Origin of the sequence: Nocardia abscessus NBRC 100374 (assembly GCF_000308455.1) — a bacterium.
Classification (GTDB): domain Bacteria; phylum Actinomycetota; class Actinomycetes; order Mycobacteriales; family Mycobacteriaceae; genus Nocardia; species Nocardia abscessus.
On sequence record NZ_BAFP01000257.1, the window covers coordinates 21684 to 28683 of the forward strand.

7 protein-coding genes and 1 pseudogene are annotated in these 7000 nt (G+C 64.8%); 5 read left to right on the top strand and 3 right to left on the bottom strand.

Annotated elements, in window-relative coordinates:
* The first annotated feature begins 136 nt into the window (after nt 1–136).
* Nucleotides 137–1021, top strand: coding sequence for a hypothetical protein (locus tag ON19_RS32015; protein ID WP_043701321.1), 885 nt, complete (start codon nt 137–139; stop codon nt 1019–1021).
* 210 nt (nt 1022–1231) lie between these two features.
* Here ON19_RS32015 and ON19_RS39395 read toward each other — a convergent pair whose 3' ends face one another.
* Entirely contained in the window at nt 1232–2473 is a 1242-nt protein-coding gene (locus ON19_RS39395) for a lipase family protein (protein ID WP_051169517.1), read from the bottom strand.
* 876 nt (nt 2474–3349) lie between these two features.
* On the opposite strand from ON19_RS39395, the gene ON19_RS32025 reads away from it, so the two are divergent.
* The 3 genes from ON19_RS32025 to ON19_RS32030 are packed head-to-tail and all read left to right on the top strand — an operon-like array spanning nt 3350 to nt 4712.
* Complete coding sequence (locus tag ON19_RS32025) at nt 3350–4102, top strand: hypothetical protein (protein WP_043701324.1); 753 nt, start codon at nt 3350–3352, stop codon at nt 4100–4102.
* A gap of 2 nt (nt 4103–4104) precedes the next feature.
* Nucleotides 4105–4281, top strand: coding sequence for a hypothetical protein (locus ON19_RS42400; protein WP_157229933.1), 177 nt, complete (start codon nt 4105–4107; stop codon nt 4279–4281).
* Between the two features lie 2 nt (nt 4282–4283).
* Complete coding sequence (locus tag ON19_RS32030) at nt 4284–4712, top strand: hypothetical protein (RefSeq protein ID WP_043701327.1); 429 nt, start codon at nt 4284–4286, stop codon at nt 4710–4712.
* Between the two features lie 381 nt (nt 4713–5093).
* Here ON19_RS32030 and ON19_RS40960 read toward each other — a convergent pair whose 3' ends face one another.
* Together ON19_RS40960 and ON19_RS32040 are read right to left on the bottom strand one after the other, a co-directional pair.
* Nucleotides 5094–5228 (bottom strand): transposase, encoded by a 135-nt coding sequence (locus tag ON19_RS40960; protein ID WP_083899779.1) that lies wholly within the window; start codon nt 5226–5228, stop codon nt 5094–5096.
* Between the two features lie 51 nt (nt 5229–5279).
* Nucleotides 5280–5792, bottom strand: coding sequence for a DUF6924 domain-containing protein (locus tag ON19_RS32040; RefSeq protein ID WP_051169518.1), 513 nt, complete (start codon nt 5790–5792; stop codon nt 5280–5282).
* Nucleotides 5793–6393: 601 nt separating this feature from the next.
* Here ON19_RS32040 and ON19_RS44160 point away from each other — a divergent pair.
* A pseudogene (locus ON19_RS44160) lies at nt 6394–7000 on the top strand (acyl-CoA dehydrogenase family protein); the annotation flags it as partial.

The window sequence follows — 7000 nt, forward strand, 5'->3', positions numbered from 1 at the left end:
TACGCCCATCGATCGCAGGATGAACGCTGTGCGCTTCACCGTCCCCACCGTCGTATTGATGATGACGGCAGTCCTGCTGAATGGACGGCATCGAACGCACGCGGCTCGTCCGCGCGTGGCCCACTAGGCTCGCTGGGTGAAGTTCACAACGGATTTCGAGCGTGGTGGGTGGCTGCTGGCGCGCGTCGGCGAACACGGGGTCGGCGGCGTCGCTGGTACCGGCTTCGAGGCTTATGCGCGGATCCTGCACCCGGTCGAGGCGACCCGCCGCGACTTCACGGTCACCGACGAGTGGGGCAATCCCGAGATCGTGGAGGAGGCGATGTGGCCGTGGGCCGAGATCGCCGTGCGCAACGGCAGAGTGATGCATCCGCTGGTGCAGTGGCGCAACCTCACCGACGATGAGGACGAAGCGGCGATGTCGTTCGACGAGGGCTGGCAAGTCGGCCAGACCGTCGAGGGGTGGTTCGACCCATGCCTGCTGGCCGCGCTCACTGTCCACCTTCGCGCAGCCACCGAGGCACCGGAAGAGGTGACGGCTGGAGTTTGGAATGGATTCGGCGAGCTGAACACATCCTCGGGTGCTGTGTTCGTCGCGTCCACCGACGGCGATCCGCAGAACCTCGAGCGTGAGCGAGCTCGAATCGACGCCGAGCTGGCGGCCTCTGTCGCGCCGCAGGTCAGACGGGCGGTCGAGGCAGGGCCTTTCCTGCAGTGGCCGGGACGCGACTTCATGCTGTTCGACACCAGTCTCTCCGAACTCGCCGAGCCCGGCTGGGTGCATGCGGCGGGCCTGGGATGGACGACCGACTTCCCCGGAGTGACGCCCCAGCTGCTCTGGCCCGCCGACCACGCGTGGGTCGTGGCCAGCGAGATCGACTTCGACTCCACGATCGTCGCCGGCTCACGGGCTCTGATCGACGCGGTTCTGGCAGACGATCGTTTCGAGGCCTTCGAGATCACCGAGAAATCGGACCTGAGCTGGGACGGCGATACAGTCAACCCCGCGCCGAAGGACTGAGATGTCGGCGAGAGCTCGACCAGGGCGTGCAACCGAAATCCACGACGATCTCACGAACAGGGCGGCAGTAGTCATGGACTCGGCTGCCGCACGCCTCGAGACGGCTCAGTAGTCCGCGCGAGATTACCTTGCAGCCCAAGATGTTCGCTATCCGGCCCGCGATGGACCCGGTCACACCGGCCCACCGAGTGCGGGGCCCGGGGCATCAGTTCATGCGGAGGTGGGGTCGAACTCGGCGGTGACGCGGTCCACGAGTTTCTTGGCTTCGGGGCTGTCGTGGTCGGTGGGCAGCTCCACGGGCTGTCCGTTGATCGGGACGGTTACCGGCCGACGGTTCGCCAGTACCTTCCCGGCACCGTCGCCGAGCGGTACACCGGCCGAGGCCAGGATGCGGCCCATCACGGTGTCGGTGCCGACCGGCGGGAGGGCTACGACGCCCTGCGGCCACTGGACGCCATTGATTTCAAAGAACTCATGGTAGCCGCCTATGTGCTGGTATCCGACCTGTTGCAAGTACAATTCGTCTGGCGTCGAGCCTTGCGTTTGATTTATCTCTTTGTTGAACGTGCCTTGGAACACGCCGCTGGTGGGGTGGAAGTGTGCATATTGACCTGACACGGACGCCTGCGTCTCGAGCAAGTCGAACACAGCCTCCATACCATCGGGAGCAGGCTGGTTGTTCTTGGAGTAGAGAGCCTTGGCGCTATCGATGTCGGCCGGGTTCCACATGTGCGGGACGATGTCGAGGTCGTTGGCGTAGCGCTGTACTCGTTGCAGGCGTTGGGTGGTGTAGTTGACGAATTCCTGATTGCAGAAACTCGGTCCGGCGGTCGAGAGCACGCTGATCCTGGCTTTTTCGGAATTGTCCCATAGCCACTGAGTGTCGCGCAGGAACAGGGCCAGCGTGGGGGATAAGGCACCGCCGAGGCTGTGGCCGGTGACGGTCAGATCGATCGCCTTGTCGCCGAGCGTGCTCAGGAACTCGGGCAAGGTGTGACCGGCACCGGGACGGGGGCCGGAGGGTTTGAGATTTATGAGGGTTTTCACCCCGATGGCCGTGCCGATCGTGTGCCAGGCGGCGTTATTCGCGAACCACGGCGTCTGGAGAATGAAGGAGTCCTCGACGAGCCAGTCGAACACCAGTGCGTCGCTGCTGCCGGCCATGGCGATCACGTACCGGGAGCGATCCTCGGTGCTTCGCACCATGTACAGGGCGTTGACCGCGTACAAGTCGGTGTCGAACAGCGCGACTCCGGGACCCCAGACGATCTCCCACCCTCCGATGACCTCCTGGTTGGTGTCGAGATACTGCTGGATCTTCTGATAGAGCGTCCCCTCCAGGTCGCTGTCTTCTTTGCTGATGCTGTTGACCAGATTCGCGTACTCGCACAGCTGGTATGTGATCTTGTCTTGCAGAGTTGGCTCATTGATCGTCGTGGATTGTGCAGTCATGTTCCGCTCCTTGCCGTATGAGTTTCATCCGAAACAGAGAGGAGAAAGCGGTGACGTGAATTCACACGCCGCGTGCGCATCGGGGACAGATCGTCCTGGACCGGTAACTGTGGATACGAGTCCAGACGATCCACCACACCTGTGGGCGATTCACCTGCCTGTCCGGGACCTGACGTGGCCGCTGGATCCTCCTTAGGATCAGGACTCCGTTGCGCACCGAACTACGCGCAGAACAAAGAGAGCGTACGAACAATTGATCGAGTTGCGCTTCACACCTTTCGGATGAAACACGGAGCACCGTCTACGCGCACCGCACGGTGGGTCCCGCGTGGCCACCTGGAAACTGCCGGGGCCCTACAACGGCCTGATGTCGGCGGCTTGCTCGCTTGGGCTACCCGGCCCGCAGATCCGTATGGCGCCGACCTCGCGCAGATCGGCGACTGGCACGTGGCCGACTTGTGCAAGGTCCGGAATACCCCACCAGCAGACGAGCGATCGAGGACACCGACTCGTATGGGCACAGAAACCAGGCCCGCCGGGTCGGCGGGCCTGCGCTCATAGCTGGTTCACGCGACGGGGCGACCCACGTTCTGAAGGAACTGCCCGGGGACGTTTCCGGGCCCGCACCGGCATGGCCGTTCGTCTCGCCCGCATACCCGCGTCCAGCAGCGCCCGCGCCGGGTGCCTGCCGATGGGTGGTGCGTGCCGAGCCCACACGGGCGCCGAGTCGTGAGTCGAGGCTGTGACAATTGACAAAAGCCGGTCCGGGAGTAAGGGTGATGGCATCCACCGGAGGGTGGCTGATGTGGGCGGGGGCAATGCATAGTCGGCTTCGTTGTTCTTGTCCGTGATGGATGGCAACGGCGAGGTGTTTCGATGACCGGCGGATTCTTCAACCACTACGACGATCCCGACGAGTTCTGGGACGACGAGCCGATCCGCCCAGCCGCCAGACCGGCCCCACGCGTACCGGATGCCCGCCCGGCCGACCCGGTGCCGAACTACCGCGCACCCGCGCCGGCCGAACCCGTCCACGGGTTTGCCCCGTCGTACCCCGCGAGTACACATCCGCCGGTTGCCGCGCAGCCGCCGGAGCACCGGTCCTCGGCCACCGCGCCGCCGGGGCCGGACGCGGTAGCCGATGCAGAGAACTCCGGACTCGGCCAGTTGCACAATCTGATCGAGGAGTTCTCCAGGCTGCACGCCTACACTGCCGAGATCTCGAACATCATGCAGGAAGCTTTCGATGCCGGCCCAGCGGATGCGCGAGGCCGCGACGAAACCGGAACAGTCGATGTCTCGCTGACCAGAAATGGTGAGATGACACGAATCACCGTGGCGGAGAGCTGGCGCGCCCAGCTGCACCCCGGCCAGTTGGGGGCGGCGGTGGTGAGTGCCGTGCGGAATGCCGACCAGAGAATGCTGGAATTCACGAGTATCACGGCGGACCGGATCGGCACGATAGACAAACTCGAGGCCCTCGACATCAGTGCGGTCACTCCGACCCGGTTCCCGGCGGTCGAATCCGCCGGTGATGCACCGTCGCTCGGGCTGGAGCAGATCCTCGAGCTGGCGCACGAGGCGATGGATCGAGGTCAGGACGCCGACGCCGACCGATTCACCGGGTAACGATGGCGACCGCCGTTGCCGCGTGTACCGCCCTGGTGACCTTTCTCGGCGCGCAGGCCAAAGCCATGGGCGACATCGACAGATCCTTCCCCGACGGCAAATGGCCGGACTCCCGGGCGACGAGCTTCAACGACGCGTCGGTCGAAGGCGACGACAAGTCCAGCTGGAAAATCGCATAGACATGGCCGATGTGGACCCGTCGCGGGTGAGCGCGTGGGAACGGCGCGTCCGGATGTTCGGACTCGCCGTGCAGGCCGTACTTCCCACGGTGATCGGGTGCGGACTCTTGTTCACCGCCGTAGCGGAGTGGGCAGGTCTCGGCGTCGTCCAGCGCGTGGCGATCGGCTACGCGCTGGTCGTGCAGGTGGTGGCGATCGCGGTGAGCTGGCGTACCCCGCCCGTCGGCGCGTCACTGGTCGTCGTTCGCACGCTCTTCTTCTCGGCCTATGCGGCGTTGGCGGGAAGTGCGGCTCTGCTGGCGAGACAAGATGACTGGGAGATACTGACCGTACCGATCTTCGTGTGCTTGATCGCCGCGCTGCATGCCGTCTACGAGCGCTGCAAGCAGCGTTCCGAAGCATTCGGCACACGATCGGACGGTGACGGCTGAGCGCGGTGCTCAGCGAGGGGCGAGTAGAAGGGTCTGGGGTGCCGCGGACTAGGGGCCGGTCGGCGCCGCGCCGCGTGATCCGGCCCAGCCGAAGCGCCGCCTCGAGCGGAGCAGCCTGCGAGGGCGACAGGGAAAGTGTTGGCGCAGTAGCGGTGCGGGGACGCGGGCGTTGGTCGTGTGGCCGCGTTCGCGCCAGCGTTGGGCTGCTGCCGCGCGGGCGGCGGTGACCCCGGTGGCGGAAGTTTCTGCCAGGAACGCGTTGTCCTTCTCCAGCTCCGACACCTGCCGACGGAATCGAAGCAATTCCGCTCGCTCGGCCGCGTCCAGAGGTTTCTCGCCGACAACTTGCGCGGCGGCGATCCTGCGGCGCTCGTCATTGACCTAGATACCCAACAACCCGTCGTTGAGCCCCAGCTCACGGGCGACTTCGACGATCGCACGACCGGAATCGATCACACGATGCGCTGCCTCGATCTTGTACTCGGCCGAGAACGACCGACGTTTGCGAGCAGGCACAGCGCCGAATTCCTGCTAGCGTGGACGGCACTGGACGTTCGCCGTTCGGCATCAGAAGCCGCGGAACACTCCATCCGCGTCGACACTGTCGGAGAAGTCCTCGAAGTCCATGTTCGACAGCGACAGGTTGTTCTCTACCGCGGGCATTTCGCTGGGCACCACGCGGAAGGTCTGAAAGCCCACCACGTCTGTGTTTCCCCGGCTCGTATCCACCACGAGAATCGGGTGTTCGGGATCGGTGACCGTTCGCTTGTCCACCAGGAACAGATAGTAGGGCGGTGGCGCGGGGAGAAGGCTCTCCAACTGCTCCACCGTCAGAGCTTCGAAGCGGCGGTCATCGACGGGCGTGATGCCCGCGTACGCGAGTATCCCGCCACCGAGGTCCCACGGCTGCAGAGCCGCCTCCAGAGTTTCGGCCCAGGCGGCATCGTCAGCGAAATATGTTCTGATGAACAAGGATTCGTCGTCTGGCAGCAGCATCACGTTTTCCTCCCTCGCCGCGGCCGGTCTCGTATCGCCCGAACACACGGTCATCACAATCACGGCCACCACAGTCACCGCCACCCAACCGAACCTCACAAGCGGGAAGCCTACCCACCTCCCGAGCCTGGCTATGTGACCGTGCGAACAGCGCTTCGACGTCCGTGGAAAAGTACAACGACCACTGCGAATCGAGGTCGAGACGAACACCCTCACCGGAGAACTCCGACTGGCGGAATACCGGGATGGTCTCGCCCACTCATCCAGCACGAGATCTATCACCTCGACGGCATCCTCTACTCCGCGCGCATCAAGCCCACAGTCCAGACCAGACGATCCCGGTCGAGCAATACCGCCAGACCACCTTTTTCCCTGAGGGCTGCGAGGTTGCCGGACCGGACAGGCCCTGACGTGGATGGGTGGTTTGATGGTTTTGCGGGGATGGATCGCAAGGCATGGGCGGTGGCCGGCGGCGAGTGAAGGGTCCGCGAGCCCGGCAGACAGCGGAACCGGGCTGGCGCTACTCGACGAACTCCGGCCGACCGCGTCAACACTGGCGCACGGCCGGCTCGGCGTGAGGCTTCACGGAAGCCGGACCGCCGCGACGGTACAGGCTTACGTCTCAGCGAATGCGTTGCAGGTAGCTGGAGATCACCGCTGGCCCAGGCAACTTCGCTGTTTTCGCGTGACTACTACCGGTACCTCGGTATGCAGCTCGGGCGCGCGCACCTTAAGACCCCGCGTCCACGGCATCGGCGAAATCCTGGATTCGGGCGCCTACGGCGACCTGGACTCCGACACGGTGCGCACGATGCTGTCCGAACTGCGCAGCATCGCCGAAGGACCGGTCGCGCAGGGTTTGCCCAGACCGACCGCAACCCGCCGACTTTCGACCCGGATACCCACACCGTTCACCTGCCCGAATCGCTCAAAGCCGCCTACCGGGCCGGGTTCGGTGCGGGCTGGGACAAAGTCGGCCTCAGCGAGGAACTCGGCGGCACCCCGCACGGCGAGCAGTGGTCTGGGCATTGATGGAAATGCTACTCGGCGCCAACCCCCCGGCCAGCCTGTACGGAAACGGAGCCTGGTTCGGAGAAATCTTCTGGCGCACAGCGCCACTGGGCCTCGTCGATGATGCTGATCGAGCCCGACGCCGGCTCCGATGTCGGCGCCGGACGCACCAAGGCCATCGCCAGCCCGACGGCACCTGGCACATCGAGGGCGTCAAGCGGTTCATCACGTCCGCTGACTCCAGCGACCTGTCCGAAACATCTCAGCTGTCGGTCCGACCC

What these genes read in the sequence shown, in the direction of transcription:
- ON19_RS42400 (WP_157229933.1), top strand. Translation starts at nt 4,105, where the DNA reads ATGGCGACCGCCGTTGCCGCGTGTACCGCCCTGGTGACCTTTCTCGGC.
- ON19_RS32025 (WP_043701324.1), top strand. Translation starts at nt 3,350, where the DNA reads ATGACCGGCGGATTCTTCAACCACTACGACGATCCCGACGAGTTCTGG.
- ON19_RS32030 (WP_043701327.1), top strand. Translation starts at nt 4,284, where the DNA reads ATGGCCGATGTGGACCCGTCGCGGGTGAGCGCGTGGGAACGGCGCGTC.
- ON19_RS39395 (WP_051169517.1), bottom strand. Translation starts at nt 2,473, where the DNA reads ATGACTGCACAATCCACGACGATCAATGAGCCAACTCTGCAAGACAAG.